Source organism: Arthrobacter sp. AIWTK1 (genome assembly GCF_056680535.1).
In genome coordinates this window covers 1,780,234-1,806,110 of sequence record NZ_CM155287.1, presented here as the reverse complement: position 1 = coordinate 1,806,110, position 25,877 = coordinate 1,780,234, and the positions used below count along the sequence as shown (strand labels likewise).

Here is a 25,877-nt window from a genome sequence, read left to right as displayed (position 1 = left end):
GCGCCCCAGGTTAAGAGCCGGCCTTTGCTATGTGGAAACAGGGCCTATTCAGCCCGCCGGCGCTCCAGGTTCCGCCGGCGCTGCTGAGCGAGGGCCTTGAGAAGCGGCGGCACAACGACACCCTGTGCGGCCATCTGGCGCCGGACCTTCCTCCGGGTGGCGATGATAGCGGCCGAGCCGATGCCGATCAGCACGAACTGGACGCTCAGCGCGATGCGGAACGGATCCAGGCCGTAGAGCTCCCCCCGGGAAAACCCGGTGGCGTGGAGGACGTCGAGCACGACGCCGACGAGGTAGATGGCCACGAGCGCTGCGATGAATCCGCCCACATTGACGATTCCGGTGGCGGTTCCGATCCGGTGTGCGGGATTAAAGGTGCGGGCAAAGTCGAAGCCGATCATGGACCCGGGACCTCCGATGGCCAGCACCACCACCAGCCCGGCGAGCATCCACAGCGGGGACCGGCCCGGCATCAGCAGCACAGCGGCCCAGGCAGCCGCCGTCGTGGCTGCAATCAGGAGCACCATCGTGGAGCGGCGCAGGGGATGCCTGGAAACGAACCTGCCGATCAGCGGACCGGCGGCGATGGCTGCGGCCACATAGATGGACATCAGGCCGGACACCGTGGCGGCATCGAGGCCCTGCGCGGAAATGAGGAACGGGTATCCCCAGGTCATGGCGAACACGGTGCCGCTGAACTGGATCGTGAAGTGGCTCCACAGCCCCAGCCTGGTGCCGGGCTGCCGCCAGGCGCTGGAGAGGGAGATGCCGGTGGCCCTCAGTCCCTGGCCGGGTTCCGGGCTGGGGTGGCCTGGCGGCTGGTCCTTCAGCACGGCCAGCACCAGGACGACGGCGAGCGCGGACATCGCAGCGAGCGTCAGGAATGCCGGGGTCCAGCCTGCGGCATGGAGTATCAGGGCAAACGGGACGACGCTGAAGAGCTGCCCGAGCTGACCCGACATACCTGTCAGCTGCGTGATGAGCGGCACCCTCGCCGGCGCGAACCACAGCGGAATCAGCCGGATCACCGAAATGAAGGTCATAGCGTCCCCGGCGCCCACCAGCACACGGCCGAGCACGCCGCCCGGAATGTTTTCCGCGAAGGCCAGTTGGAGCTGGCCAAGTCCCATGAGGACCGCTCCCCCGGCAATCATGGTCCGGGACCCCAGCCGGTCAACGAGGACTCCCACCGGGATCTGGAGCCCTGCGTAGACCAGCAGCTGCAGCACGGTAAAGAAGGAGATTTCCGCGGCGGCGGCGTGGAACCGCTCGGTCGCTTCAAGTCCCACCACGCCAAAGGATGTGCGCTGGCTGACCGCGACCAGATACGCAAATATTCCGACGGTCCAGATGAGCCAGGCGCGCGGTGCAGTCACCTCTCCATTATGCCCGCCTCCGGCATAAGTCCTATTTATTGAGTCGGTTTACTGGCGGGGTTCTTCGCGGGCGAGATAGGCCTCCACCGCGGCGCCCAGCGCATCAGCGTTCGGCAGTTCATCGTTTTCATCGGCCAGCAGGGAACGGCGTACCGTGCCCTCGGCCTTCTCGTCGTAGCGGGTCTCCAGGCGTGCAACAACCTGTTGGACTTCTTCGGAGGCCTCCAGCTGCTCGGCGATCTGGCGCCCGACCTCACGGCCTGCTTCCCGCAGCCGGTCAGTCGGCAGCATCAGCGAGGTGGCCGCACCGAGATACTCAAGGCCGGCCACGGCCGCATTGGGATATTCGGCTTCGGCAAGGTAATGCGGAACGTGGATGACGTACCCGGCAATGTTGCGGCCGGCTTCGGTGAGGCGCAGTTCCAGGATGTGGCCCACGGCTGCGGGCACCTCCACCGTGGGCTTCCAGACGGAGATCCCCTCGATCAGCTCCGGACGGTTGCCGTGGACGGTGACTCCCACCGGCCGGGTATGGGGAACAGGCATCGGGATGGAGTGGACCCAGGTCACGAGGTTCACGTCGAGGTGCTCCACGATCCGAACGACGGCGCGGGCGAACCGTTCCCACTGCAGGTCCGGCTCGAAACCGGCCAGGAACAGGAACGGCTTGCCCAGCCCGTCAACCAGCCGGTACAGGGCCAGGCTGGGGGCCTGGTAGTCCTGGAGGTGGTCCTCGACGAACGTCACGTGCGGCCGGCGCGAGCGGTAGTCGATCAGCTGGTCGGCGTCGAAGACGGCCACGACCTCCGATTCGAGGGTGTCCAGCAGCTCGGCCGTGATCTGTTTGACCACGTGGCCGGCATCCGCGAATCCCGTGAAACCCATCACCAGATTGAGCCCGCGGAGTTCCGGGTTGTCGAACAGCTCGGCGTTGCTCACATAGAGAGCATCGGGGTCCAGCAGAGAGCCGGAAATCCGTTCCAGCACGGCATGTTCCTTTCGAAGTGGCGGCGGAGGCGGGTGTCGGCAGCGCTCTGGGTTGGGGGGATCCGCGCAGATCCGCCGGATATTTGCTACAACGCACCGGCCTGCCGAACCATTCCGCACCGGCCGTCCGCACCGGAAATGTGCTTCAGGTCTCACCAAATTCAACGCGCCCGGAGCGGAGAGACTACGATCGGAACTGGCCCTACGGACGGCCTTGCAGACACCGGGTTGCGTCTCAAGCCGACAACGGCCCGTTCCATGGCGGGGCGCCCAACATGCGCTTCCTGCCCGAAAATCACAGAGAATTGAGGACTGATCCTCGTGGTCAAGAATACTGAAATCAAACTTAGCGTCATTGCGCGTGACGTTAAGAAGTCACCCACGGACGCCCTGGTCATTGGCGTGGCCCAGGGTCCCGACGGTCCTGTGCTGCTGGACAACCCGCTGACGGCCAAGTCCGCCGAGGCGATCGCGGAGTCCTTGAAGGTTCTTGGCCTCACCGGCGCGGCCGACCAGGTCCACCGGCTGCCCGGCCTTCCGGAAGCCGGTGCCTCCGTCCTGGTGCTCGCAGGAGTCGGCAAGCCCGGCGCCGGAGGAAAACTGACGGAAGAAGCGCTGCGCCGCGCCGCAGGCTCCGCCGTCCGCCAGCTTGCCGGACTCGCGACGGTGACTTTGGCGCTTCCGACGGCGTCACCCGCCGACGTAGCGGCCATCGCCGAGGGCGCCGCGATGGGTTCGTACTCGTTTACCGAGCACCGTTCCGCGGCCAACGGCCGCAAGGAACCCGTGAAGAACGTGGTGATTTTTACCGACTTCGCTGCCGACAAGGACCTGCAGCCCCTGCTGAACCGCTCGGTCCTGATCGGGAAGGCTGTCAATGCAACCCGTTCACTCGTGAACCAGCCGCCCAGCCACCTCTTCCCCGAGTCCTTTGCCGATGCCGCCAAGGAACTCTCCAAGGGCCTGCCGGTCAAGGTCACCGTATGGGACGAAAAGCGCCTCGAAAAGGAGGGCTTCGGCGGGATCATGGGTGTTGGCAAGGGATCCACCAGGCAGCCGCGGCTCGTCAAGGTGGAGTACGCGCCGTCCAAGGCAACTGCCAAGATCGCACTGGTGGGCAAGGGCATCACCTTTGACACCGGCGGAATCTCCATCAAGCCCGCCCTCGGCATGGGTGACATGAAGAGCGATATGGCGGGCGCCGCCGTCGTACTTAACACCGTGCTGGCAATCGCTGGCTTGGGCCTTCCCGTCAAGGCGACCGCGTGGCTGTGCATTGCCGAAAACATGCCCTCCGGTGCCGCGCAGCGCCCGGCGGACGTCCTCACGATGTTCGGCGGCAAAACCGTCGAGGTCCTCAACACGGATGCGGAGGGCCGGCTGGTCATGGCCGACGGCATCGTGGCCGCCAGCCAGGAGTACCCGGACGCCATCATCGACGTCGCCACCCTGACCGGCGCGCAGCTGATCGCCCTGGGCAACCGGACGGCCGGCGTTATGGGCTCGGACAGCGTGACCGGACCGCTCAAGGCCGCGGCGGACCGCGCCGGCGAACTGGTGTGGCCAATGCCGCTGCCGGAGGAGCTCCGCGCCAGCATCGAGTCCGAGGTTGCGGACCTTGCCAACATCGGTGAGCGCCACGGCGGCATGATGACCGCCGCCGTGTTCCTGCGTGAGTTCGTCGGCAAGGGCAAGGACGGCGAGCAGATCCCGTGGGCCCACATCGACATCGCCGGTCCGTCCTTTAACAACGGCAGCCCCTACGGCTACACCCCGAAGCAGGGCACGGGGTGCACGGTCCGCACCCTTGTGGCCTATGTCGAAGACGTGCTGGCGGCGTCGGCCAGTTAAGCCGCTCGCGGCTTTGTGGCGGGTCATGATCCGTCCGCCACAAAGCCGCGTGACACTCGACACAAGCGCTCCACAAACGCCGTGACAAGGTGGAGCATGGATAAGTGGTTCGCTAAGGTGAACTGCGGTAGTCACAAATGCAAGAGAACCTGCCTGCTGGCATAATCACGGCAGAGCAAGTTCCAAGACCAGATGATGCGTACTCTCGTGTCATCGTTCACGCGAGGGAGCGTCTAAGTGGCCGATCAGGCAACTGCGCAAGAATTCGACATCCTGGTACTCGGCGGTGGCAGCGGCGGATACGCCACGGCCCTCCGCGCCGTTCAGCTTGGCCTCACAGTAGGCCTCGTGGAGAAGGGGAAACTCGGGGGCACCTGCCTGCACAACGGCTGCATCCCCACGAAGGCCCTCCTGCACTCAGCCGAGCTCGCCGACCACGCCCGCGATTCCGCGAAGTATGGCGTCAACGTCACGCTGGACAGCATCGACATGAGCGCAGTCAACGCGTACAAAGACGGCATCATCGCCGGCAAGTTCAAGGGCCTGCAGGGCCTGATCAAGTCCAAGGGCATCACCGTCATCGAGGGTGAAGGCAAACTGCAGGGCACCGACACCGTCGTCGTGAACGGCACCGCTTACAAGGGCAAGAACATCGTGCTCGCCACGGGTTCCTACTCCCGCACCCTGCCGGGCCTGGAAATCGGCGGCAAGGTCATCACCTCCGACGAAGCCCTCACCATGGATTACATCCCCAAGAGCGCCATCATCCTGGGCGGCGGCGTGATCGGCGTCGAGTTCGCTTCGGTCTGGAAGTCCTTCGGCGTGGACGTCACCATCGTTGAAGGTCTGCCTTCGCTGGTCCCCAATGAGGACGCTGCGATCGTCAAGAACTTCGAGCGTGCGTTCAAAAAGCGCGGCATCAAGTTCTCCACCGGCGTGTTCTTCCAGGGCGTTGAGCAGAACAACGACGGCGTCAAGGTCACCCTCGTGGACGGCAAGACCTTCGAAGCCGACCTGCTCCTCGTGGCCGTCGGCCGCGGACCGGTCACCGCCAACCTTGGCTACGAAGAAGCAGGCATCACGATTGACCGCGGCTTCGTCATCACCAACGAACGCCTGCACACCGGCGTCGGCAACGTCTACGCCGTGGGCGACATCGTCCCGGGCGTCCAGCTGGCCCACCGCGGCTACCAGCAGGGCATTTTTGTGGCCGAGGAAATCGCCGGCCTGAAGCCGGTCATCGTTGAGGACGTCAACATCCCCAAGGTCACCTACTCCGAGCCTGAAATCGCCACTGTGGGCTACACCGAAAAGGCAGCCAAGGAAAAGTTCGGCGACGACCAGGTGGAAACCCAGGAATACAACCTCGCCGGAAACGGCAAGAGCTCCATCCTGGGCACCGGCGGCATCGTCAAGCTGGTCCGCCAGAAGGACGGCCCCGTGGTGGGCGTCCACATGATCGGTTCCCGCATGGGCGAGCAGATCGGCGAAGCACAGCTGATCGTGAACTGGGAAGCCTACCCGGAGGACGTGGCGCAGCTGCTGCACGCCCACCCGACCCAGAACGAGGCCCTGGGCGAGGCCCACCTTGCCCTCGCGGGCAAAGCCCTCCACGGCTAGGACTTCCGCCAGTACCACCGCAAGACCCCAGAGCTTAGTGCACCCGGCATGATCCGCAGGGTGCACTAAGCTCGAACACGGCAGCAATCATCCGCACTAAAGATCAATAAGGAGAACGGGGACGACATGTCTGAATCCGTTAACTTGCCCGCCCTCGGTGAGAGTGTCACCGAAGGAACCGTCACCCGCTGGCTCAAGCAGGTAGGTGACCGGGTAGAGGTGGACGAGCCGCTGCTCGAGGTTTCCACCGACAAAGTAGACACCGAAATCCCCTCTCCGATTGCTGGCGTGATTGAGGAAATCCTTGTCGCCGAAGATGAGACCGCCGAAGTCGGCGCTCCGCTCGTCCGCATCGGTGACGGCTCCGGTTCCGCCGGCGCTTCCGAGGAAGCTGCACCCGCCGAGGCTGCTCAGGCCGAACAGGCCCCCGCCGCCGAAGAGGCACCCGCGGCTGAAGAGGCACCCTCCACTGAGGCGCCCGCTCCCGCTGAGGCCCCCGCTGCTGAAGCTGCCCCCGCCGCCTCCGGCGAAAGCCACGAAGTAACCCTTCCGGCCCTCGGGGAATCCGTCACTGAAGGCACCGTGACGCGCTGGCTCAAGGCCGTCGGCGACTCTGTCGAAGTTGACGAGCCCCTCCTCGAAGTATCCACCGACAAGGTTGACACCGAGATCCCGTCCCCCGTTGCCGGCACCCTGCAGGAAATCCGCGTCAACGAGGACGAGACCGCTGAGGTTGGTTCCGTTCTTGCCGTCATCGGCTCCGGCGCTGCCGCACCGGCCGCTGCTCCCGCAGCACCGGCACCCAAGCAGGAAGCACCCGCCGCCGAAGCACCGAAGCAGGAAGCACCGGCCGCAGCGCCCGCCCCGGCCGCGGCTCCCGCCAAGGAAGAAGCACCGGCTGCTCCCAAGCAGGAAGCACCGGCTGCTGCACCTGCGGCAGAATCCGCCGCCCCGGCCGAGTCCGGCTACGTCACACCCCTGGTGCGCAAGCTCGCCAACCAGCAGGGCGTGGACATTTCCTCGCTGACCGGCACCGGTGTGGGCGGACGCATCCGCAAGCAGGACGTGCTCGCCGCCGCCGAGGCGAAGGCTGCTCCCGCCGCCGCTGCTCCGGCCCCGGGCGCCTCCAAGCAGGCAGCCCCGGCAGCAGCAGACTCTTCCCTGCGCGGCACCGTGCAGAAGGCACCGCGCATCCGCCAGGTCATCGCCCGCCGCATGCGCGAGTCGCTGGACATCTCCACCCAGCTGACCCAGGTGCACGAAGTGGACATGACCAAGGTCGCCAAACTCCGCGCCAAGGCCAAGAACTCCTTCCAGGCGCAGAACGGCTCCAAGCTGACCTTCCTGCCCTTCATCGCCAAGGCCGTTGCCGAAGCCCTGAAGCAGCACCCGAAGGTCAACGCCTCCTATGACGAGGACAAGCAGGAGATCACCTACCACAACGCCGAGCACCTGGCCATCGCCGTGGATACGGACAAGGGCCTCCTGGTTCCGGTCATTGCCGACGCCGGCAACCTCAACCTGGCCGGCCTGGCCGGCAAGATCGCCGATGTCGCCGACCGCACCCGCAACGGCAAGATCGGCCCGGACGAGCTCTCCGGCGGAACCTTCAGCATCACCAACATCGGTTCCGTGGGCGCACTCTTCGACACTCCGATCATCAACCAGCCGCAGGTGGCCATCCTCGGCACCGGCGCGATCGTCAAGCGCGCCGTGGTGGTCTCCGACGAAAACGGCGACGATTCGATCGCCATCCGTTCGATGATGTACCTCTCCCTGACGTACGACCACCGCCTGGTGGACGGCGCCGACGCAGGACGGTTCCTGCAGACACTCAAGGCCCGCCTTGAGGCAGGCGCCTTCGAGGCGGACCTGGGGCTGTAACCCGAGTATCCAAACAACGACGGCGGCGCAGGCACCGGTGGTGAACACCGGAGGTCCTGCGCCGCTGTCGTCGTAGGGACCACGTTTTGGTTACCAAATCGTCGCCATTCCGTTCCGCGGGGCTTACTACGATGCGTAGAACCGTCTGGCTAGACTGGGGCCCATGAACATCGTTTACAACGTCATGGTCTTCCTCCACATCATCGGCGCAGCCATGATCGTCGGCATCTGGATCGGCAACATGAAAAAGCCCACGGTGCATCCCCGCCAGTTTGACGGCGCCGCGCTGCAGCTCATCACCGGCATCGTCATGATGGGGCTCATCCCGGCCCTCAACATGGACGCGAACTACTTCAAGCTCGGCGTCAAATTTGCCATCGCACTTGCGGTAGCCGTACTGGCCTTCATGGGCAGCCGGAAATACAAGAAGGACGAGCCGATCAGCAAGGGCCTCGCACACAGCGTGGGCGGCCTGGCCCTGCTGAACGTGGCTATCGCCACTCTCTGGCAGTAGCCGCGGGCTGGCAGTAGCCTTCCCCGCCAGCGGCGGCAATCGGCTCGCGACGACGGCGACGCTCCCCGGTGAGGGGGCGTCGCCGTCGTTGTTCCTGCGCCGGTGCCTGGTTGAGCTCCACGGTGCCAATGCGTCCGGTCATAATCCTCTGACAGCGGACAGGCCGTGCACCGCGGCTCCTGAGTCCATAGGATTGGTGCGAAGGTTCGGGCGGAAGCCCGATCCGGATCTGAACCTAAGCTGAGGAGTGGATATGGCAGCAACACGCACCGCGCATACCGTATGGAACGGCGACCTGATGGAGGGTTCCGGCAACACGACGCTGGACAGCTCCGGTCTGGGCACCTACGCAGTCACCTGGAAGGCCCGCACCGAGCAGGCAGAAGGCAAGACCAGCCCTGAAGAGCTGATCGCCGCAGCACACTCGGCCTGCTTTTCCATGGCATTCAGCCATGCCCTTGCCCAGGCAGGCCACACGCCCGAAGAGGTCCACACCAAGGCCGATGTGACCTTCGTGCCGGGCACCGGCATCACCGGGAGCCACCTGACGGTGAACGCCACGATCCCGGGTATTTCGGAAGAGGAGTTCCAGAAGATCGCAGGGGAAGCCAAGGTCGGCTGCCCCGTCTCCGGAGCCCTGGCCAGCATCGACATCACCATGGACGCCACGCTCGCCGCTTCCTAGGCACGGGCGGAACACGGCCGCTCCCCCTGGATGCCGCACCGCCATACAGCGAAGGCCCCGCTCCTGCCCCCCTATCGGGGCCGGAGCGGGGCCTTCGTGTGTCCGGGCTTTTGTTTGCCCGGGCTTCGTGTGTCCGGGCCGCCCTGCCGCTACGCCTCGCTGGTCCGGGCCGGCAGCGGCGCCGGGAGCAGCCGCCGGTAGCCCTCGCGAAGCGGCGGCCGGTCCGTGGGAAGTTCCTGGATCATTTCCTTGAGGGCGCCGATGCCGTACTCCAACTGGGGGTCCCTCCCGGCTGCGTAGGCGTGCGGCGGAAACGTGACCTCGATGTCAGGCGTGACGCCGTAGTTCTCGACACCCCAGCCCACGCCGCCGCTGAACCAGGTGGCGTAGCGCGGCTGCGTCACTCCGGTGCCGTCCGCGAGGGAGAATCGGTTGTCGATGCCCACCACACCGCCCCAGGTCCGGGTGCCGATGACAGGCCCAATCCCGCGCAGCTTGGACACCTGGGTGATGATATCGCCATCCGAGCCGGCAAATTCGTCCGTCAGGATGACCACCGGGCCGCGCGGCGCATGGTGCGGGTACGTCCGGGGCCTCTCACCGCGGGGCATGCTCCACCCGGTGACCTTCCTGCCAATGAGTTCGGCAACAAGCTGGGACGTGTGGCCGCCCCGGTTACGCCGCACGTCCACGATCAGCCCGTCGAGTGCAGTCTCGGTATCAAGGTCGCGGTGGAGCTGTGCCCAGCCGTTCGCCATCATGTCCGGGATGTGCAGGTAGCCATAGGTTCCGCCGGACGCCTCACGTACTGTCCGGCGGTTGCCGGCCACCCACTCCTGGTAACGCAGGCGTTCCTCGTCCTTGACCGGCACAACGGCAATCCGGCGCTGCTTGCCTGCGGCCCCGCCGTGGGCGGCGCCGTTGCGCAGGGTCAGCTCCACGGCCTTTCCTGCGGCACCGACAAGCTGCATGGCAGGTGTCAGCGTCCGTGACAGCTCCACTCCGTCGATGGCGAGCAGGATGTCCCCCGCCTTGGCGTCTGCCCCCGGCCTGGTCAGTGGTGAAGTTGCCAACGGGTCCGACGACTCCCCGGCCAGGATCCGGGTGATCTCCCACCCTTCCTCCGTGAACGCCAGATCCGCTCCCAGCCGGCCCTGCCCGTTGCTGCCGTTCTCGGTCACAGCTGCCGGACGAACGTAGGCGTGGGATGTTCCCAGTTCGCCGTGCAGCTCCCACAGCAGGTCCACGAGGTCGTCATGCGAGCCGAGCCGGTCCACGATCGGGCGGTAGCGCCGGTGCACGGATTCCCAGTCCTGTCCGGCCATGTCCTCGGTCCAGAAGAAGTCGCGCTGGAGCCGCCAGGCCTCATCGAACGCCTGGCCCCACACACTCAAGGGCTGCAGGAACACGCGGATGCGGCTGACATCCACCTTCACCAGTTGGCCGGAATCCTCACCGCCCTTGGCGTCGGCAGGCGCCACCCGGATCTGCTTGTCGTGAAGGAATACCACTTTCCGGCCGTCACCCGACACGCGGTAGCTGTCCAGGGCGTCCACGATGGTGGCGGTCTTGCGCTGTGCCATGTCAAAACGCACCAGGCTGGGGGCGGCGTCCTTATCGTCGGTGCTGGCACGGCCGTCTCCGGTGACGCCGGCGAGGGCATTGTCCAGCCAGAGCAGCGCTCCGGGCGTGGCCTCGAGTGCAGAATAGTTGCCCTGCGGAACCGGAACTCCGATGACACGGTGCGCCAGCCCGTCGGCGTCCACCCGGACGGCGGGCATGCCGGGACCGGCGCCGGTTACGCCGGCGTTGTCTGCCCCGGTTCCGCCGGATTCGCCGTCCGGTCCGTCCGGTCCGTCCGTGAGGTCTACCGAGGGGCCAAAGGGCGCCGGCGTGTCGGCTGCCAGTGCCACGAGGTATGGCTTGATGGGGCTCGGGAAGGACAGATCAAAGGAATGTCCGTCGTATACGGGGTCGAAGCTCCGGTTGGACAGGAACGCGATGAATTTGCCGTCAGGAGTGAACGCTGGCGAAGCATCGCGGAAGCGTCCGTCCGTAACGTCTACGATCCGGAACTCCGGATCGTCCGCTTTAACAATCCGGAGCCGGCTGCGTGAGCCAAAGGAAGTGACCGGTTCGGACCAGCCGAGCCACGCCGAGTCCGGGGACCAGCAGAGGCCGTCGATGGTGCCCTCGCCGATGCTGGTGACCAGCTTGATGGCCCCGGTCCGGGTATCGGCCAGGTAGACGTCGCCGAAGGAAGTCCCGACGGCAAGGGTGCGGCCGTCGGGGCTGGCTTCCATGGCACTGGCCCGGGTGGACTTGGGGAAATCGATCTTCTGCAGGCGGGCGGTGCCTGCCCCGCTTGCCTCTGAGGCCGCGCGCTCCGGCGCACTGCCGGCGACATCGCTTCCGCCTTCAGCGCCGTGCGCGGCGTTCTCTGCGGCACCGCTACGATCCTGCCCTGCTGGCGGCTCCAGTGAGTCATCGCCCGCGTGTGATGCCACGGCGGGGACGTTCGTCCCGGAAGCCGGTACTGGCTTCGGCAGGGACGCTCCGGTTTCCGGCTCCCCGGCCGGGCTGGGCTGCGGCGCCGGCGCCGGCGCTGGCCGGCCTCCGGCCACCTGCGGTGCAATTTCCTTGATGTACAGGGCCTCCGCGCCGTCATGGTCGGCGACGTAGGCGATACGGCCATCGCTGAGGGGCCGAGGCAGGCGGGCACGGACACCGGGTGTGGCCTCCACGACCCGCGAGGGTCCGTCCTTGTGGCGGAGCCAGTGGATGGTTCCGTGCGCCTCGACCGCGCTGGAGGTGCCGGTGTGGTCCGGAATCACGCCGCCGAGGTGCCGGGTGGTCTTCAGGAGCGCAGGCCTCCGTCCCTGGGACGCCGATCCCAGTGAAATTTCGAGCTTTACTGCCCCTGAATCCAGGTCGGGAACCATCCAGAGCTCTCCGGCTGATTCGAACACCACGCGCTTGCCGTCGGTGGCGGCATGGCGCACGTAGAAATCCTCGTGGTCGGTGTGGCGGCGCAGACCGGTGCCGTTCGGAAGCACCGAATACAGGTTTCCGTAACCTTCGTGATCCGAAAGGAAGGCAATCCGCCCGTCCACCCACATGGGGTCCGCAAGGTTGCCGTCCAATTCCGGGACAAGGCGTTCGAATTCCCCGTTGCCGTCGGCGTCGATCCATAGCTTTCCGGCGGTTCCGCCGCGGTACCGCTTCCACCAGGCCGGCTCACGCGAGAGCACACTGGCCACAACCACAGGGCGCTCATCGCCGTTCTCGGGACCGAACGCCACCGACTCGACGGGCCCGAAGGCGAGTTCCTCCGACCAGCCGCCCTCCAGCGGAACGCTGTAGGCGTGAGTGTGCCGGCTTTCGGCCTGCCGGAATGCGCTGGTGACCAGGACATCGCCGGCAGCGGTGAAGCCCTTGACCCGGGTCGAAGCGTGGCCGAAGTACGTCAGCTGACGGTACCCTCCGCCGTCGACATCCGCAGTGACAACTTCAGGCGCTGTCCCCTGCACAACCGTCCACACCAGGCGCTTGCCGTCAGGCGTGAAACGCGGGTTCCGGGCGGGCAGCTGAAGCGAGGAAACCCGCCAGGCGCGGCCGCCGTCCAGGGGCGCAATCCAGACATCATCTTCGGCCACGAAGGTGACCAGATCGCCGTGCAGATGCGGGAAACGGAAGTAGCTCGAAGAGGTCATCGTTAGATCATAGTCAAAGTACGTGGGCCGGACGGGAGGTTCCGCCGCCGTGCCGGACATGGTGAGATGGATCATGCGAATCATCATGGCCGGCGCCTCAGGCCTCATCGGAAGCGACATGTCCACCCATCTGCGTTCGGGTGGCCATGAGGTCCTCCGGCTGGTGCGCCGGGCACCCGCGGCCGCCGACGAACTCCGTTGGGATCCGGCGGCCGGACAGCTTGATCCGGCACACCTTGAGGGCGCTGACGCCGTGATCAACCTGTCCGGGGCCGGGATCGGAGACCGGCCGTGGACGCGGAGACGCATCGATGAGCTGTTCCGCTCGCGACTGGACCCCACCCGCACCCTGGCAGCAGCAATGGCGCAGACGGAGCAGCCGCCGAAGGTTTTCATCAGCCAGTCGGGCTCCAACTATTACGGGGACCGCGGAGCCGCCGTGCTCCGGGAGAACTCTCCGGCCGGAACCGGGATCATGGCGAAGATCTGCCAGGAATGGGAAGCAGCGGCGCACGGGGCTCCCGCCGGCGTCCGCGTTGTCACTCCGCGGACAGGGGTGGTGCTCAGCAGGTCGGGAGGCGCGTTGGGACGGCTGTTGCCGCTGCTTCGGCTCGGCCTCGGGGGCCCGCTGGGGAATGGGCGCCAGTGCTGGCCCTGGATCACGCTGCCGGACGTGTCCGCGGCTTTCAGCTTCCTGCTGGACACCCCCTTGTCGGGCCCGGTCAACGTCTGCGCCCCAGAAACAGCGGACGTCAATGCCCTGGTTTCCCGGCTTGCCGCCGCACTCCACCGGCCGGCCGTTTTCCGGGTGCCCGCGCCTGTGCTGCGGCTGGTCATGGGCAAGCTGGCCGACGAACTCCTGCTGGGGAGCCAGCGCATGGAGCCCGCTTTGTTGGCCGACGCCGGGTTCGAGTGGCAGCATCCGTCACTTGCCCTGGCCGCAGCCTGGGCCACTGGCCAGGACTAGGTCTATCAACAACCTAGGCGGCAGGCAGGATCTCCTGGATCCGCCACCTCCCGCCGGAGCTGACCAGCACCAGGCGAAGCTGCTGCTCCGGTCCGGCAGGTTCCACCGCCACGACATTTCCACCGGCGTCCGTCTCCCGGTACGCGGAGTTGGCAACGGTAATCGCCACCACCGCTCGTGAGTCCGAGCCGCCAGGCTCTGCCTCGGCACGCGTCAGGGTGGTGTCGAAGCCCGTCAGGACGTGACCGGCTTCCTTTAACCTCCCGCTGATCTTGGCGTCAGCCGCGGCAGCCGGGGAATTCGCCAGGTTGACCTCGTCAAGCAGCTCCAGTTGGCCCGAGTTCAACGCAGCCGACCTCAGTGCCGCCAGCCCCCGCGCGGCCACTTCGGGCTGCTGCGAATGCGCCAGCTGCCGGGCATCCGCCGGAGCCGGGCCGGCCCCGGTCCCCGACGGGGCTCCCGGCTCCGACGGCACCTGGATCACTTCAGGCCCCGCAGCCTGCCACGGGGCCTGCCACGGGGCCGGTTGTGGCCCGGCCAGGAACCACACCGCAGCGATACCCGAACAGGCAATCGCCGCGACCGCGGCACCGATCCACCGCCGGTTGCCGCCTGCGTGCCGGCCCGGGGTGCGGCCCTTTCGCTTCAGGGAACGGCCTGAACCGCCCAGGCGCCGCCGCCAGGCGCGCAGCTTCGCCGCGCGGCGGGCTTGGCGCGACGGCGGAACGTTACGGCGCGTCAGTAGCTGTGGGAGCACCGTGGGGTGGACCGCCCCGGTGAGGTCCACCGGGGCGGCGTCTGCGCTCCGGTAGATAGCAGCGGCGAACTCCAGGGCTGTCGGACGCTCCCGGCGGTCCTCCTTCAAGCCCGCCTCCAATGCGGCGGCGAGAGCCGGCGGCACGCCCGGGACCAGGAGTGAGAGGGGCGGACGGTCCTGGCCGACTTCAGGCGCCTTCCCGGTCAGGCAGTACCAGCCGATCGCCGCCGCCGAATAGACATCCCGTTCGGGCTGCAGCCCCGCCCGCAGGGCATCGACGGGTGCCGGGTCCACAAACCCGTCGGTGCCGGCAGAAGACAAATCTGCGGCGTCGCCCACCATGCGCGTGACGCCAAGGTCGGCAAGCAGAGGCTTGCCATGGGCCGTGAACAACACGTTGCCCGGTGCAACATCCGAGTGCGTGAAACCCTTGCCGTGCAGATATCCCAGGGCCTGCGCGAGGGGAGTCAGCACCGTCACCGTTTCGCCTACGCCGAGCGGCCCGCGGCAGGTGACCAGCTGGGCCAGGGACCCGCCGGCGGCGTAGTCCATGACCAGCCCCAGGCCGCCGTCCGCCGGACCGCGGAGCCGGACAACATCGTGCGCCTTCACCAGGTGGTCGTGGTCCAGTGCAGAGATAATCCGGAGTTCACGGCGCACGGCCTCTTCCGCATCCCCGGCCTCCCGGCTCCCCCGGGCCGGATAGCCGGCGCAGGCCTCCGGCGCAAGGGGTTCGGAGGGCTCGAAGCACTTCACCGCAAACTCGCGGAGAGTCAGCTCTTCCCGGACAAGCCACACGCTGGCGCTGGCGCCGCGGCCGAGTTGCCGCCCGACCTTATATCCCGGAACCTCCGGGGTGGCGCCTCGGGTTCCGGGGCCGGCCGCATCCGGGGCTGCCGCCGCCGGAAAGGTTGCCGGCCCGCCGTCGTCCGGAGCGCCGTCGTACTCGAATTTCTCCATACCCAAGGAATAGCGGAATCGGCAGAATCCCGCAGAAGTTATCCACAGGCACCCCAGTGAGAGCTTAACCACAGAACCCGGCTCTACGGCTGACGGGGTCTAAGCTGGATACCATGACTCTTGAGTTTTCCACGCTGGGTCTTGCTCCGGATTTCGTTGATTACATGAAGGGCTGGGACATCCAGCGCGAACTCCATGACAAAGTCGTCGCAGCTGAAGCACCCAGTACAGTCCTCATCCTTGAGCACGCCGCCGTGTACACGGCAGGCAAGCTCACAGAAGACCACGAACGGCCGTTCGACGGGACGCCCGTCGTCGCCGTGGACCGCGGCGGCAAGCTGACCTGGCACGGTCCGGGCCAGTTGATCGCGTATCCGATCCTGAAGCTGAAGAACCGCTCGGGCATCCGCGACTACGTTGAACGGCTCGAGGCCGTCATGATCGCCGTCATGGCCGACTACGGCATTAATGCCGAGCGGATCAAGGGACGCGCGGGCGTCTGGATCAAGGCCGACGACAAGGGGCCGGACCGCAAGATCGCAGCGATCGGCATCCGCGTCCTGGACGGGGTCACAATGCACGGCATCGCCATCAACTGCAACAATGATCTGGCGCCGTATGCCCAGATCATTGCCTGCGGCATCACCGATGCCGGCGTCACCACGATGTCCATCGAGGCCGGCAGAACCATCACCCCCGGCGATATCGCGGACCGGGTAGTGGAAGAATTCCGCAAGCACGAAGAAGCACTCGTTTCAAGCCCCGAAGGAGCTCTACTGTGACACTGGCACCAGAAGGCCGGAAGATGCTGCGTATTGAGCAGCGCAATGCGGCCACACCGGTGGAGCGCAAGCCGGACTGGATCAAGGCCAAGGTCCAGATGGGCCCGGAGTTCGTCCAGCTCAAGAACCTGGTGAAGAAGGAAGGCCTGCACACCGTGTGCGAGGAAGCAGGCTGCCCGAACATCTTCGAGTGCTGGGAAGACAAGGAAGCGACCTTCCTGATCGGCGGCTCCGAGTGCACCCGGCGCTGCGATTTCTGCCAGATTGACACCGGCAAGCCCTCCCCGGTGGACATGTTCGAACCCACCAAGGTGGCCCGCTCGGTCCAGGCCATGCAGCTGCGCTACGCCACCGTCACCGGGGTGGCCCGGGACGACCTCGCCGACGAGGGCGTGTGGCTCTACGCCGAAACGGTCCGGAAGATCCACGAACTGAACCCGGGCACCGGCGTCGAACTGCTGATCCCGGACTTCTCCGGCAAACCCGAGCACATCGCCGCGATCTGCGACTCCAAGCCCGAGGTCTTCGCGCACAACGTCGAAACCGTGCCGCGGATCTTCAAGCGCATCCGCCCCGCGTTCCGCTACGAGCGGTCCCTGGATGTCATCACGCAGGGCCGGAACCTGGGCATGGTCACCAAGTCCAACCTGATCCTGGGCATGGGCGAGACCCGCGAGGAAATCTCCGAGGCCCTCCGGGACCTGCACGAGGCCGGCTGCGACCTGATCACCATCACCCAGTACCTCCGCCCGTCCGAACGGCACCTCCCGGTGGACCGCTGGGTCAAGCCGCAGGAATTCGTGGACCTCGCCACGGAGGCCGAGGAGATCGGCTTCCTCGGTGTCATGTCCGGCCCGCTGGTCCGCTCCTCCTACCGTGCCGGCCGGCTCTGGGCCACCGCGATGCGCAAGAAGGGCTGGGACATCCCGGCCGAACTCGCCCACATCGAGAGCTCCGGCAGCACCCGCCAGGAAGCCAGCTCCCTCATCGCAGCACACCACTAGGACCATTCGTAACATTTGTGCCTGAGGGCCGGCACCGGAGCAATCCGGCGTCCGGCCCTCAGGCATAAATCACGTAGAATTAAGGCACTATGGCGAATTCCCCTGATTCCAGCAAACCGACTCCGGCAGCCTCCGACGCTCCGAAGCGTGGCCTCTTCTCTCGCAAGCCGAAGGAAGCCAAGGTCAAGAAGCCCAGCAGGCTGAAGCAGATCAACGAAGTCTTCCAGATGACGCGCCGCCACGACCCCATGGTGGTCTGGATGATGCTGCTTGCCTTCCTGGGCGTGGTAGCAGTCAGCTTCCTGGTGGGGTTCCTCCTCGAAAACTGGATCACGGGCCTGATCATCGGCATCCCCCTTGGGCTGCTTGCCGCCACCCTCATTCTGTCGCGCCGTGCTGAGCGCGCCGCCTTCGCCCAGATCGAAAACCAGCCCGGCGCTTCCGGCGCCGCCCTGGGCACGCTAAAGCGCGGCTGGATCACCGAGGACCAGCCGGTTGCGGTCAACCCCCGCACCCAGGACGCCGTCTTCCGCGCCATCGGCCGCCCGGGTGTCGTGCTGGTCAGTGAAGGCCCCACCCACCGGGTCCGGCCCCTGGTCGACGCCGAACGCAAGCGACTGGCACGTATCCTGCCCAACGTTACGGTCCACGTGATCGAGAGCGGCCGCGGTGAGGGACAGGTGCCCATCAGCCAGGTTGCCAAGAAGATGAACAAGCTGGACAAGGAACTCACCAAGCTTGAGGTAAATGCGGTATCGAAGCGCATTTCCTCGCTGGGAAGCCGCCTCCCCATCCCCAAGGGTATCGATCCCTACAAAGCCCGGCCGGACCGCAAAGCAGCCCGCGGCCGCTAACAGCACAAGCAACGCCCCGGAAACCGGCCATCTTGCCGGCAACCGGGGCGTTTGCTTTGGGCCTGCCGCCAGGTCCGCCGGACCGTCGTCAGAAGAAGCCTCAGAAGAAACCGGAGTACCGTGAAACTTCCCTCAAAATCAACCGTCATCCGGGCCTTCCGGATCCTCGCCGTCGCCGAAGCCTTCAGCTGGGCAGCTCTTCTGACCGGCATGTACTTCAAATGGGTTGCCCGGACTTCGGAGCTTGGCGTGGTGATTGCCGGACCAGTTCACGGTGCCTTATTCATTGCCTACGGCGTAGCGGCCCTGGCCTTGTGGCGGCTGCAGCGGTGGCCCTTTCCCGTAGCCTTCTTCGCCGGGGTTTCCGCCGTGTTCCCCTTCGCCACGGTCCTGTTCGAGCGCTGGGCGGTCAGGCGCGGCCACCTGACGGCGGCCGGCGCCGAACGGCACGCAGCCAAGGAGCACCAGACCGCCGGCGTCTGAGCCACGCGCGGCGGGCGCACATGGCAGCGGCCGGGTTGGACGGGGTCCGCGGGGACGGGGTCCGCGGCACTTACCATGTGGATGCGACGGTGCGTGCTACGACCCAACCGTCTCCACAGGGTTCGAACCAGGATTGCAACACCAGTCGCCAGGTGGCCCTGGATCCCCAGATCGTGGCGTCGGTGAGTGTGCGGGCGGTCAGCCCGGGCGTAGTTCCTTCCGCGCTGATGGTGGCCTCGGCTGTTTCCATCCGGTGGTACTGCATCTGGCCGGTTTCGATGGCATCAAGCCATTCAGACTTTGAGTGAACGTATCCGGTCATGTGCGTAAGGGAGAATTCGTCGGCCAGGATGCTGGCCAGCTCTGCCACGTCCCCGTCGACCATCGCCCTGCAGAGGGCATCATGGAGCGCTCTTAATGCTGCTGCGGTCACGTCTGTCACCGGCGTCGCGCCGCTGGCGTCAGTTCGTGGGTACCGTAGCTGTTGTCGTCGGGGTTGACGGTCACTCCGGGCGCGACGAGCTGGTCGATGCGGTCCAGCACGTCGGTGCTTAGTTTGATGTCGCCGGCGGGCAGGTAGGACTCGAGCTGATCCATGGTGCGCGGTCCGACGATGGCCGCAGTGACGCCCGGGTGGTTGATCGCGAACGCGATGGCCAGCTCGATGAGCGTCAGCCCGGTTTGTTCGGCGAGCCCGGCCAGTCCCTCAACGATGTCGAGTTTTCGTTGGTTGGCCGGGCTGGTCATATCGAACCGGGCGTTCGGGCGCGCGGATGAGGTGGGTGCGGACGCCGAATCTTTGCGCCAGCGGCCGGAGAGCCACCCGCCGCTGAGCGGGCTGTACGTGAGGGTGCCCATGCCGTGGCGTTGCACCGTCGGGAGGATGTCTTCCTCGATGCCGCGGACCAGGATCGAGTAGGGCGGCTGTTCGGTGACGAACCGCTCCAGGTTGCGTTCCCGGGCGGCCCACTGGGCTTCGACGATCTGCGATCCTGAGTACGACGAGGAGCCGATGTAACGGACCTTTCCCTGGCGGACGAGGTCGGTGAGGGCGCCGAGGGTCTCCTCGACGTCGGTATCGGGGCTGGGCCGGTGCACCTGGTAGAGGTCGATGTAGTCGGTGTCCAGCCGGCGGAGGGAATCCTCCACCGCGCGCATGATCCAGCGGCGGGACCCGCCGCGCTGGTTGGGGTCGTCCTCGTTCATGGGCATGAAGAACTTCGTGGCCAGGAAGACGTCGTCGCGCCGTCCGGCCAGGGCCTTCCCCACGATCTCCTCGGACACGCCGCCCGAGTAGACGTCCGCCGTGTCGACGAAGTTGATGCCGGCATCGAGGGCGCGGCGGATGATGCGGGTTGCGTCGGCGTGATCGTTGTTGCCCCAGGGGCCGAACATCATCGAGCCGAGGCATAGGGGACTGACCTGCACCCCGGTGCGGCCAAGCGGACGGTATTCCATAGTGGTTCCTTTTCTTTCGTCTTAGGCTTCGGGGATCGGCATGGCAAACCGCTCAGTCCGGGCTTCGTCCGGGTCCGGCCCGCTGCGCACGCCGGTGTCCAGCCCGTCGATCGCCGCGAGCTCATCGGCAGTGAGCTCGAAGTCGAACACGTCGAAATTTTCAGCGATCCGTGCCGGGTTGGTGGACTTGGGGATGGCAGAGCGGCCCTGCTGCAGGTGCCAGCGGAGCATCACCTGGGCAGGTGTCTTGCCGTGGGCCCGGGCGACGGCGGCAATCGCCGGGTCGCGCATGACGTTCCGGCGGTTCTCGCCCCAGCCGGGGTAGAACGTGATGCCGCCGATGGGCGACCAAGCCTGGGTCAGGATGCCGTGTTCGGCGTCCATCGCCTGGACGTCCCGCTGGGCGAAGTAGGGATGCAGCTCGATCTGGTTCACGGCCGGGACGACGTCGGTCGAGTCAAGCAGTTGCTTCAGGTGGTGCGGCATGAAGTTGCTGACGCCGATCGCCCGCACGCGGCCCTCAGCAAGCAGGGTCTCCAGCGCCCTGTACGCGGCGATGGTTCTTTCGAACCGGTCGGGGGCCGGCTGGTGCAGGATGAACAGGTCCAGGTAGTCCACGCCAAGCTTTCCCGTCGCTTTGTCCCAGGCATGCAGGACCTGGTCGTAGCCGTAGTCACTGACCCAGACCTTGGTCTCGATGAATACTTCCGAACGATCCATGCCCGAGCGGCGGATGCCCTCACCGACCTCCCGCTCGTTGCCGTACGCGGCGGCCGTGTCGATATGCCGGTAGCCGGCAGCAAGCGCGGCCTCGACCGCGGCCGTGGTCTGCTCGGGGGCGCTTTGGAAGACGCCCAGGCCAAGAGCCGGCATCGGGATGCCGTTGTTGAGAGTAAGTTTCATGTCCATGTCTTTCACGGTATTCAGAGGTGCGCAGTTGTGGGAGGGCACGTCATTACCCCCTTGATGCAGCTGGCTTTAATGGTCAACGGACCTGTTGGAGCTGCGGCGCAGTGGCCGACTCCGACTGCGCTGTCCTGGCGCGGCGCCCAGCCACGTCTGCGGGCAGGATGAGGGCCACGGTGACGGCCAGGGCAAGGACCAGGAGGACACTGCCCGTCCCGAGGGCGACGCTGACCTGCCCGGCCAGGTGCACCACGGCAGAACCCGTGGCCGGGACGGTCGCTGCGGCAGCGACCGCGATACCAAGCCCGAGGCAGGTGCCCACCCGGTGGAAGGTGTTCACCAGGCCCGATGCCGCACCTGCGCGCGGGCGCGCCGATGATGCCGAACGAGGTCAGGGGCGCAAAAGCGAGACCCGGACCGGCGCCGATGAGGATCATGGCAAGAGCCACTCCGGTCAGGTATGCGGAGTCGACGCCGACCCGGCTGAGCCAGAACATCCCGGCAAGAGTGACCAGGACGCCTGCCACGAGCGGAATGGAACCCGGCATCCGCCCTACCAGCGCCCCGCCAATGACCAGCCCCACGCTGGCACCAATCCCTGCGGTGGCACCGTACAAAGCGACGGCCCGGGTGCGCTCCCGGCCCTCCGGGAAGCTCGCCGTGAGCAGGGACAGCGAGGCGGGCGCGACGATCGCAGCCCCGATGCCCTGCACGGCGCGGCCGGCGATGGCCCACCAGCCCGCCGGCGCCAGTCCGATCAGGAGCGACGCGATCGAGAACATCACCCGCCCGAACACGAAAACGCGCCGGCGTCCGAGCAAGTCCCCAGCCCGGGCGCCGAGGAGCAGCAGTCCGCCGAAGACCAGCGTGTAGGCATCCTGAACCCAGGACAGCTGACCGGTGCTCAGCTGCAGGTCCTCCTGCAGGCTCGGCAGGGCAGTGAAGATGACCGAGTTGTCCAGCAGGATCATGAAGTAGCTGACGAGGATGATCGCCAGGATCACGGCCGCGCGGGGAGCGGTTGCGGGTTCAGGTTCCATGCTTTCAATGCAACCTCGGTTCCTTGCGGGCCGGGAGTCACGGCCGTTCCGGGTAACGCCCGTGCCTCCCTCGTTCCGGGGCGGCGGCGTAGCGTGGAAGCCATGACACACAGCGATGACGTGCGGAAGTTCCTGACCTCCCGGCGCGCAAGGATCACGCCTGAGGAGGCCGGGCTGCCCGTCTATGGCGGAAACCGGCGCGTTACCGGGCTGCGCCGCGAAGAAGTCGCCATGCTCGCCGGGATGAGTATCGACTACTACATACGCCTTGAGCGGGGAAACCTCACCGGTGCCTCGGACAGCGTCCTTGAAGCCCTCGGGCGTGCCCTGAAGCTCGACGAGGCCGAAACGGCCCACCTTTTTGACCTGGCCCGCGCCGCCACCGCCGCTCCCCGTGTACGGCGCAAGCGCAGCCCGCAGACAGTGCGGCCGAGCGTGCAACGCGTCATTGATGCCATCACGGCCGCACCGGCCTGGGTCCGCAACGACCGCGGGGATGTCCTCGCAGCCAACGAGCTGGGCCGTGCGCTTTATCTGGACTTGATGGCCGAACAGACCACCCCGCCGAACAGCGCACGGTTCACCTTCCTGAACCCGAAGGCGCGGGAGTTCTTCGCCGATTGGGAACGCGCGGCGGACGACATCGTCGCTGTCCTGCGGTCCACGGCCGGAAAAAACCCGTACGACAAGGACCTCACGGACCTGATCGGGGAACTCTCAACCCGAAGCGAGGAGTTCCGCACCCGGTGGGCCAGGCACGATGTGAAGTACCACCGCGCCGGCCGGAAGCGGCTCCATCACCCGGTCGTGGGCGATTTGGACTTGAGCTTTGAAGCGCTGGAGCTCCCCGCAGACCCGGGACTGCGCATCAACGTGTACACAGCAGATCCAGGGACACCCTCCGAGGACGCACTGAAGGTCCTCGCCAGTTGGGCCGCCACCCAGCGTGAACCGGAAACGGCCGCGGTCAAGGAGAAGAAATGAGCAAACGTCCCTCCACCGTTTTGATCGTCGGCGCCACCGGCAGCGTCGGCCGCCACACCGTGACCGAGGCGCTGCAAAAGGGTTACGCGGTCCGGGCGCTCGTGCGCGACCAGACCCGCGCTGCCCCCCCTTCTTCCCGAAAGTGTAGACCGGGTGATTGGGGACCTGACCCGTCCCGAAACCCTCGGCCCGGCCCTCGCCGGAGTGGACGCGATCGTGTTCACCCACGGAACCACCACCAGCGAACGGGACGTGCGGGACAACGACTACACCGGAGTCGCCAACATCCTCAAAGCCCTGGGCGGCCGTCGCGTCCGCATCGCGCTCATGACTGCAATCGGCACCACACGACCAGGCGTGGCCTACGCCCAGTGGAAGCTGCGCAGTGAGCGGCTCATCCGCGCCAGCGGTAACCCGTACACGATCGTGCGCCCCGGCTGGTTTGACTACAACCAGCCCGACCAGCGGAAGATCGTCATGTTGCAGGGCGACAGGCGGCAGTCCGGCTCACCCGCCGACGGCGTCATCGCCAGGGACCAGATCGCGCGCGTCCTCATCGACAGTCTTCACCTTGATGCCGCCGACCACAGAACTCTCGAACTCGTCTCCGACCACGGACCCGACCAGGACGACCTCACCACCGTCTTCACTTTGCTGACTAAAGACTCGGTGGAATCCCTCGATGGAGCCGAGGATATTGTGGACCTCCCCTTGGAGAGTGAGCCCGAAATGTTCCGTGACGACCTCGCCACAATCACTGCGGGAACCCTCAAAGCCGGGGACTAAGTCGGGGCTGTTACATACGCACGAGGACGGTATTCATTGCCTTATCGTGCAGGCCGCGGTGATCCGGATCAAAAATGACCGCCGGGATCACCAGGCACAGCAGCACGGTGCGGACCAGCGCGGCCAACGGGCCTGCCGGAGCGCCACCCAGGCGCACCACATGGATGCCCAGAAGCCGGTGGCCGATGCTGTAGCCAAGCGTGCCGATCAGCAGGATCTGTTCCGCCGCAAAAATGGCCAGCGTTGCCCACGGGTCGCCGCCGAACGCGTAATTGCTGATCAAAAGTGCCAGCCCCCAGTCAATGGAGATGGCCAGGATCCGGCGGCCCGCCCGTGCGATCGAGCCTCGGCCCGCCTCGGGCAGGCCGAGGCGCTCCCCCGGATATTTTGAAATGCCGGAGGTGTCCGGCCCGCTCAGCCAGGAACCTATGTCTCTGCGATCTACCACGGATCAAGCCTATCCGTTGGAAGGCGGCCGCGGGTCATCGAATTCCGCCGGTGAACGTTGCGGAGAAGTTCACTCTACGGATGCGGATGGACCACAGTGTGGACACCGTATAGCGTTTACATATCAGGCGGTTATGTAACCTGCCGGAAACATAGCGGACACGGACGGGAAATCCCGTGTCCCTAGGGTGGTAACAGTTGCTAGCGAGCTAGGAGCGGGGACACTTTTGTGTTTTCGCGCCGTCGGATTGCGCTGGACCATATGGCTTTCCAGCCAGTTATTACTTATGCGTAAGGAGCATAGATGTTTAAGACTGCGGACGAGGTCCTCAAGTTCATCAAGGACGAAGATATTAAGTTCGTCGATATCCGCTTCACCGACCTTCCTGGCGTGCAGCAGCACTTCAACGTGCCGGCCAAGAGCGTTGATGCAGACTTCTTCATCAACGGCCAGCTCTTCGACGGTTCGTCCATCCGCGGTTTCCAGGGCATCGCCGAGTCGGACATGCAGCTCATCCCGGATGTGACCACGGCGTTCCTGGACACGTTCCGCATGGAAAAGACCCTCGCACTGAACTTCTCCATCGTGAACCCCCGCACCGGTGACCCTTACCACCGCGACCCGCGCGGTGTGGCGGAGAAGGCTGAGGCCTACCTCGCATCCACCGGCATCGCAGACACCGCGTTCTTCGCTCCCGAGGCCGAATTCTTCGTGTTCGACAACGTCCAGTACCAGTCCTCCCCGCAGGGCAGCTTCTACAAGATCGACTCCGAAGAAGCCCACTGGAACACCGGCCGCGAAGAAGAAGGCGGAAACCTGGGCTACAAGACCCCCGTCAAGGGCGGGTACTTCCCGGTCTCCCCCACTGACAAGCAGGCCGACCTGCGCGACGCCATGTGTGTTGCCCTGGACGAAGCCGGCCTTGAGGTCGAGCGCAGCCACCACGAAGTCGGCTCCGCCGGCCAGGCTGAGATCAACTACAAGTTCACCACGCTGACCCACGCGGCGGATGACCTGCAGAAGTTCAAGTACGTCATCAAGAACACCGCCGATGCCTGGGGCAAGTCAGTCACCTTCATGCCGAAGCCCGTCTTCGGTGACAACGGCTCCGGCATGCACTGCCACCAGTCGCTGTGGAACGGTGGCGAGCCGCTGTTCTACGACGAAAAGGGCTACGCCGGTCTCTCCGACATGGCACGCTGGTACATCGGCGGCCTGCTGAAGCACTCCTCCGCCGTCCTCGCCTTCACCAACCCGACGGTCAACTCGTACCGCCGCCTGGTCAAGGGCTTCGAAGCTCCCGTAAACATGGTTTACTCGCAGGGCAACCGCTCCGCCGGTATCCGCATCCCCATCACGGGCTCCAACCCGAAGGCCAAGCGCATCGAATTCCGCGCTCCGGACCCCTCGTCCAACCCGTACCTGGCGTTCGCTGCCCAGCTGATGGCCGGCATTGACGGCATCCGCAACCGCATCGAACCGCCGGCTCCCATCGACAAGGACCTCTACGAGCTCCCCGCCGAGGAAGCCAAGGACATCCCCAAGGCTCCGGGCACCCTCGAGGAAGCCCTGGATGCACTGGCCGAGGACAACGAGTTCCTGCAGGCCGGCGGCGTGTTCACCCAGGACCTGATCGACACCTGGATCGAGTACAAGTACGAGAACGAGATCCGTCCGCTCTCCCTGCGCCCGAACCCGTACGAGTTCGAGCTGTACTACGGCGTCTAGTCAGATCCCGGACCTGAACCCCGTTTAGTCCACTGAAAAGTCCGCATGTGCTGCCACGGCAGTACATGCGGACTTTTTTGTGTCGCAGGC

Annotated in this window: 22 protein-coding genes and 1 pseudogene; 14 read left to right on the top strand and 9 right to left on the bottom strand. The window is 65.9% G+C overall.

Going from position 1 to position 25,877, the window contains the following annotated elements:
• Nucleotides 1-44: 44 nt before the first annotated feature.
• Both AC1MDG_RS08270 and AC1MDG_RS08265 read right to left on the bottom strand, forming a co-directional pair.
• Nucleotides 45-1,376: an MFS transporter gene (locus tag AC1MDG_RS08270; RefSeq protein ID WP_479808504.1), complete on the bottom strand. Its 1,332-nt coding sequence runs from the start codon at nt 1,374-1,376 to the stop codon at nt 45-47.
• A 48-nt stretch (nt 1,377-1,424) separates the two neighbouring features.
• Nucleotides 1,425-2,363, bottom strand: coding sequence for a proteasome assembly chaperone family protein (locus AC1MDG_RS08265; RefSeq protein ID WP_479808503.1), 939 nt, complete (start codon nt 2,361-2,363; stop codon nt 1,425-1,427).
• Between the two features lie 321 nt (nt 2,364-2,684).
• Between AC1MDG_RS08265 and AC1MDG_RS08260 the strand changes: the two genes are divergently transcribed.
• The 5 genes from AC1MDG_RS08260 (at nt 2,685) to AC1MDG_RS08240 (ending at nt 8,917) form a co-directional block, all read left to right on the top strand.
• Nucleotides 2,685-4,214, top strand: a complete 1,530-nt coding sequence (locus tag AC1MDG_RS08260; RefSeq protein WP_479808502.1) for a leucyl aminopeptidase — start codon at nt 2,685-2,687, stop codon at nt 4,212-4,214.
• A 237-nt stretch (nt 4,215-4,451) separates the two neighbouring features.
• Nucleotides 4,452-5,834 carry a dihydrolipoyl dehydrogenase gene (lpdA, locus tag AC1MDG_RS08255; RefSeq protein ID WP_028270850.1) on the top strand — a complete coding sequence of 461 codons (1,383 nt, stop codon included), beginning with the start codon at nt 4,452-4,454 and terminating at the stop codon, nt 5,832-5,834.
• Nucleotides 5,835-5,960: 126 nt separating this feature from the next.
• Entirely contained in the window at nt 5,961-7,718 is a 1,758-nt protein-coding gene (sucB, locus tag AC1MDG_RS08250) for a 2-oxoglutarate dehydrogenase, E2 component, dihydrolipoamide succinyltransferase (RefSeq protein ID WP_479808501.1), read from the top strand.
• Between the two features lie 163 nt (nt 7,719-7,881).
• On the top strand, nt 7,882-8,232 hold the full coding sequence (locus AC1MDG_RS08245; protein WP_043480543.1) for a hypothetical protein: 351 nt from the start codon (nt 7,882-7,884) through the stop codon (nt 8,230-8,232).
• A gap of 253 nt (nt 8,233-8,485) precedes the next feature.
• A complete protein-coding gene (locus AC1MDG_RS08240) occupies nt 8,486-8,917 on the top strand; it encodes an OsmC family protein (protein WP_043480541.1) in 432 nt (143 codons plus the stop codon).
• 149 nt (nt 8,918-9,066) lie between these two features.
• Here AC1MDG_RS08240 and AC1MDG_RS08235 read toward each other — a convergent pair whose 3' ends face one another.
• On the bottom strand, nt 9,067-12,630 hold the full coding sequence (locus AC1MDG_RS08235) for a S41 family peptidase (protein WP_479808500.1): 3,564 nt from the start codon (nt 12,628-12,630) through the stop codon (nt 9,067-9,069).
• Between the two features lie 73 nt (nt 12,631-12,703).
• On the opposite strand from AC1MDG_RS08235, the gene AC1MDG_RS08230 reads away from it, so the two are divergent.
• A complete protein-coding gene (locus AC1MDG_RS08230; protein WP_479809054.1) occupies nt 12,704-13,597 on the top strand; it encodes a TIGR01777 family oxidoreductase in 894 nt (297 codons plus the stop codon).
• Between the two features lie 13 nt (nt 13,598-13,610).
• Here AC1MDG_RS08230 and AC1MDG_RS08225 read toward each other — a convergent pair whose 3' ends face one another.
• On the bottom strand, nt 13,611-15,314 hold the full coding sequence (locus AC1MDG_RS08225) for a serine/threonine protein kinase (RefSeq protein WP_479808499.1): 1,704 nt from the start codon (nt 15,312-15,314) through the stop codon (nt 13,611-13,613).
• A 113-nt stretch (nt 15,315-15,427) separates the two neighbouring features.
• Between AC1MDG_RS08225 and lipB the strand changes: the two genes are divergently transcribed.
• The 4 genes from lipB (at nt 15,428) to AC1MDG_RS08205 (ending at nt 18,437) form a co-directional block, all read left to right on the top strand.
• Nucleotides 15,428-16,096: a lipoyl(octanoyl) transferase LipB gene (gene lipB / locus AC1MDG_RS08220; RefSeq protein ID WP_043480535.1), complete on the top strand. Its 669-nt coding sequence runs from the start codon at nt 15,428-15,430 to the stop codon at nt 16,094-16,096.
• Complete coding sequence (gene lipA, locus AC1MDG_RS08215) at nt 16,093-17,100, top strand: lipoyl synthase (RefSeq protein WP_479808498.1); 1,008 nt, start codon at nt 16,093-16,095, stop codon at nt 17,098-17,100. The genes lipB and lipA overlap by 4 nt, the downstream gene beginning before the upstream one ends.
• 89 nt (nt 17,101-17,189) lie before the next feature.
• Nucleotides 17,190-17,954: a DUF4191 domain-containing protein gene (locus AC1MDG_RS08210; RefSeq protein ID WP_043480530.1), complete on the top strand. Its 765-nt coding sequence runs from the start codon at nt 17,190-17,192 to the stop codon at nt 17,952-17,954.
• 120 nt (nt 17,955-18,074) lie between these two features.
• The gene (locus AC1MDG_RS08205) at nt 18,075-18,437 is read left to right on the top strand and encodes a DUF3817 domain-containing protein (RefSeq protein WP_479808497.1); all 363 of its coding nucleotides are present in this window, start codon (nt 18,075-18,077) and stop codon (nt 18,435-18,437) included.
• Nucleotides 18,438-18,507: 70 nt separating this feature from the next.
• Here AC1MDG_RS08205 and AC1MDG_RS08200 read toward each other — a convergent pair whose 3' ends face one another.
• Genes AC1MDG_RS08200 through AC1MDG_RS08185 form a run of 4 tightly spaced genes read right to left on the bottom strand, consistent with a single transcriptional unit; the run spans nt 18,508 to nt 21,841 of the window.
• Nucleotides 18,508-18,822, bottom strand: coding sequence for a nuclear transport factor 2 family protein (locus AC1MDG_RS08200; protein ID WP_479808496.1), 315 nt, complete (start codon nt 18,820-18,822; stop codon nt 18,508-18,510).
• 53 nt (nt 18,823-18,875) lie between these two features.
• On the bottom strand, nt 18,876-19,895 hold the full coding sequence (locus AC1MDG_RS08195; protein ID WP_479808495.1) for an aldo/keto reductase: 1,020 nt from the start codon (nt 19,893-19,895) through the stop codon (nt 18,876-18,878).
• Between the two features lie 21 nt (nt 19,896-19,916).
• Nucleotides 19,917-20,798, bottom strand: a complete 882-nt coding sequence (locus tag AC1MDG_RS08190) for an aldo/keto reductase (RefSeq protein WP_479808494.1) — start codon at nt 20,796-20,798, stop codon at nt 19,917-19,919.
• A gap of 20 nt (nt 20,799-20,818) precedes the next feature.
• The gene (locus tag AC1MDG_RS08185; protein WP_479808493.1) at nt 20,819-21,841 is read right to left on the bottom strand and encodes an MFS transporter; all 1,023 of its coding nucleotides are present in this window, start codon (nt 21,839-21,841) and stop codon (nt 20,819-20,821) included.
• 102 nt (nt 21,842-21,943) lie between these two features.
• On the opposite strand from AC1MDG_RS08185, the gene AC1MDG_RS08180 reads away from it, so the two are divergent.
• From AC1MDG_RS08180 to AC1MDG_RS08170, 3 genes and pseudogenes are all read left to right on the top strand, one after another.
• Nucleotides 21,944-22,825: a helix-turn-helix transcriptional regulator gene (locus tag AC1MDG_RS08180; RefSeq protein WP_479808492.1), complete on the top strand. Its 882-nt coding sequence runs from the start codon at nt 21,944-21,946 to the stop codon at nt 22,823-22,825.
• Nucleotides 22,822-22,905, top strand: a pseudogene (locus AC1MDG_RS08175) (hypothetical protein); the annotation flags it as partial. The gene AC1MDG_RS08180 and the pseudogene AC1MDG_RS08175, both read left to right, overlap by 4 nt.
• Before the next feature lie 73 nt (nt 22,906-22,978).
• Nucleotides 22,979-23,611: an NAD(P)H-binding protein gene (locus tag AC1MDG_RS08170; protein WP_479808491.1), complete on the top strand. Its 633-nt coding sequence runs from the start codon at nt 22,979-22,981 to the stop codon at nt 23,609-23,611.
• 10 nt (nt 23,612-23,621) lie between these two features.
• Here the strand turns inward: AC1MDG_RS08170 and AC1MDG_RS08165 are convergent, their stop codons facing one another.
• Entirely contained in the window at nt 23,622-24,059 is a 438-nt protein-coding gene (locus tag AC1MDG_RS08165) for an RDD family protein (protein WP_479808490.1), read from the bottom strand.
• Between the two features lie 303 nt (nt 24,060-24,362).
• Here AC1MDG_RS08165 and glnA point away from each other — a divergent pair, with 303 nt between their 5' ends.
• On the top strand, nt 24,363-25,787 hold the full coding sequence (gene glnA / locus AC1MDG_RS08160) for a type I glutamate--ammonia ligase (RefSeq protein ID WP_011691460.1): 1,425 nt from the start codon (nt 24,363-24,365) through the stop codon (nt 25,785-25,787).
• Nucleotides 25,788-25,877 lie beyond the last annotated feature (90 nt).

Coding starts and splice junctions, on each gene's coding strand:
- sucB (WP_479808501.1), top strand. CDS start 5,961: ATGTCTGAATCCGTTAACTTGCCCGCCCTCGGTGAGAGTGTCACCGAA.
- AC1MDG_RS08245 (WP_043480543.1), top strand. CDS start 7,882: ATGAACATCGTTTACAACGTCATGGTCTTCCTCCACATCATCGGCGCA.
- AC1MDG_RS08240 (WP_043480541.1), top strand. CDS start 8,486: ATGGCAGCAACACGCACCGCGCATACCGTATGGAACGGCGACCTGATG.
- AC1MDG_RS08235 (WP_479808500.1), bottom strand. CDS start 12,630: ATGACCTCTTCGAGCTACTTCCGTTTCCCGCATCTGCACGGCGATCTG.
- AC1MDG_RS08230 (WP_479809054.1), top strand. CDS start 12,704: ATGCGAATCATCATGGCCGGCGCCTCAGGCCTCATCGGAAGCGACATG.
- AC1MDG_RS08225 (WP_479808499.1), bottom strand. CDS start 15,314: ATGGAGAAATTCGAGTACGACGGCGCTCCGGACGACGGCGGGCCGGCA.
- lipB (WP_043480535.1), top strand. CDS start 15,428: ATGACTCTTGAGTTTTCCACGCTGGGTCTTGCTCCGGATTTCGTTGAT.
- AC1MDG_RS08210 (WP_043480530.1), top strand. CDS start 17,190: ATGGCGAATTCCCCTGATTCCAGCAAACCGACTCCGGCAGCCTCCGAC.
- AC1MDG_RS08200 (WP_479808496.1), bottom strand. CDS start 18,822: ATGGTCGACGGGGACGTGGCAGAGCTGGCCAGCATCCTGGCCGACGAA.
- AC1MDG_RS08195 (WP_479808495.1), bottom strand. CDS start 19,895: ATGGAATACCGTCCGCTTGGCCGCACCGGGGTGCAGGTCAGTCCCCTA.
- AC1MDG_RS08190 (WP_479808494.1), bottom strand. CDS start 20,798: ATGAAACTTACTCTCAACAACGGCATCCCGATGCCGGCTCTTGGCCTG.
- AC1MDG_RS08185 (WP_479808493.1), bottom strand. CDS start 21,841: ATGGAACCTGAACCCGCAACCGCTCCCCGCGCGGCCGTGATCCTGGCG.
- AC1MDG_RS08180 (WP_479808492.1), top strand. CDS start 21,944: ATGACACACAGCGATGACGTGCGGAAGTTCCTGACCTCCCGGCGCGCA.
- glnA (WP_011691460.1), top strand. CDS start 24,363: ATGTTTAAGACTGCGGACGAGGTCCTCAAGTTCATCAAGGACGAAGAT.